This window comes from Peribacillus psychrosaccharolyticus ATCC 23296, from assembly GCF_000305495.1.
GTDB lineage: Bacteria > Bacillota > Bacilli > Bacillales > DSM-1321 > Peribacillus > Peribacillus psychrosaccharolyticus.
In genome coordinates this window covers 1-245 of sequence record NZ_AJTN02000146.1, presented here as the reverse complement: position 1 = coordinate 245, position 245 = coordinate 1, and the positions used below count along the sequence as shown (strand labels likewise).

The window sequence follows — 245 nt, the reverse complement described above, 5'->3', positions numbered from 1 at the left end:
TTTTTTATTGCTGTAGTAATGCTGCCTCAGCACGTTGTTTTTCATAATATTCTTCAGCGATTGCATCAATTTCTTTTTTCAGTTCTTCGACCATTGTTTCTTCTGGTACTTTTCTGACGATTTTTCCTTTACGGAATAATAGTCCTTCACCACGAGCGCCGGCAATACCTATATCGGCTTCACGTGCTTCACCAGGTCCATTTACCGCACAACCGAGAACAGAAACTTTGATTGGTGCTTTAATC

General features: G+C 40.4%; 1 protein-coding gene. It reads right to left on the bottom strand.

All coding sequences use genetic code 11. The features are described from left to right. Positions 1 to 4: 4 nt before the first annotated feature. On the bottom strand, positions 5 to 245 hold a 241-nt coding region (locus WYK_RS06490; RefSeq protein WP_040373735.1), incomplete at its 5' end, for a flavodoxin-dependent (E)-4-hydroxy-3-methylbut-2-enyl-diphosphate synthase.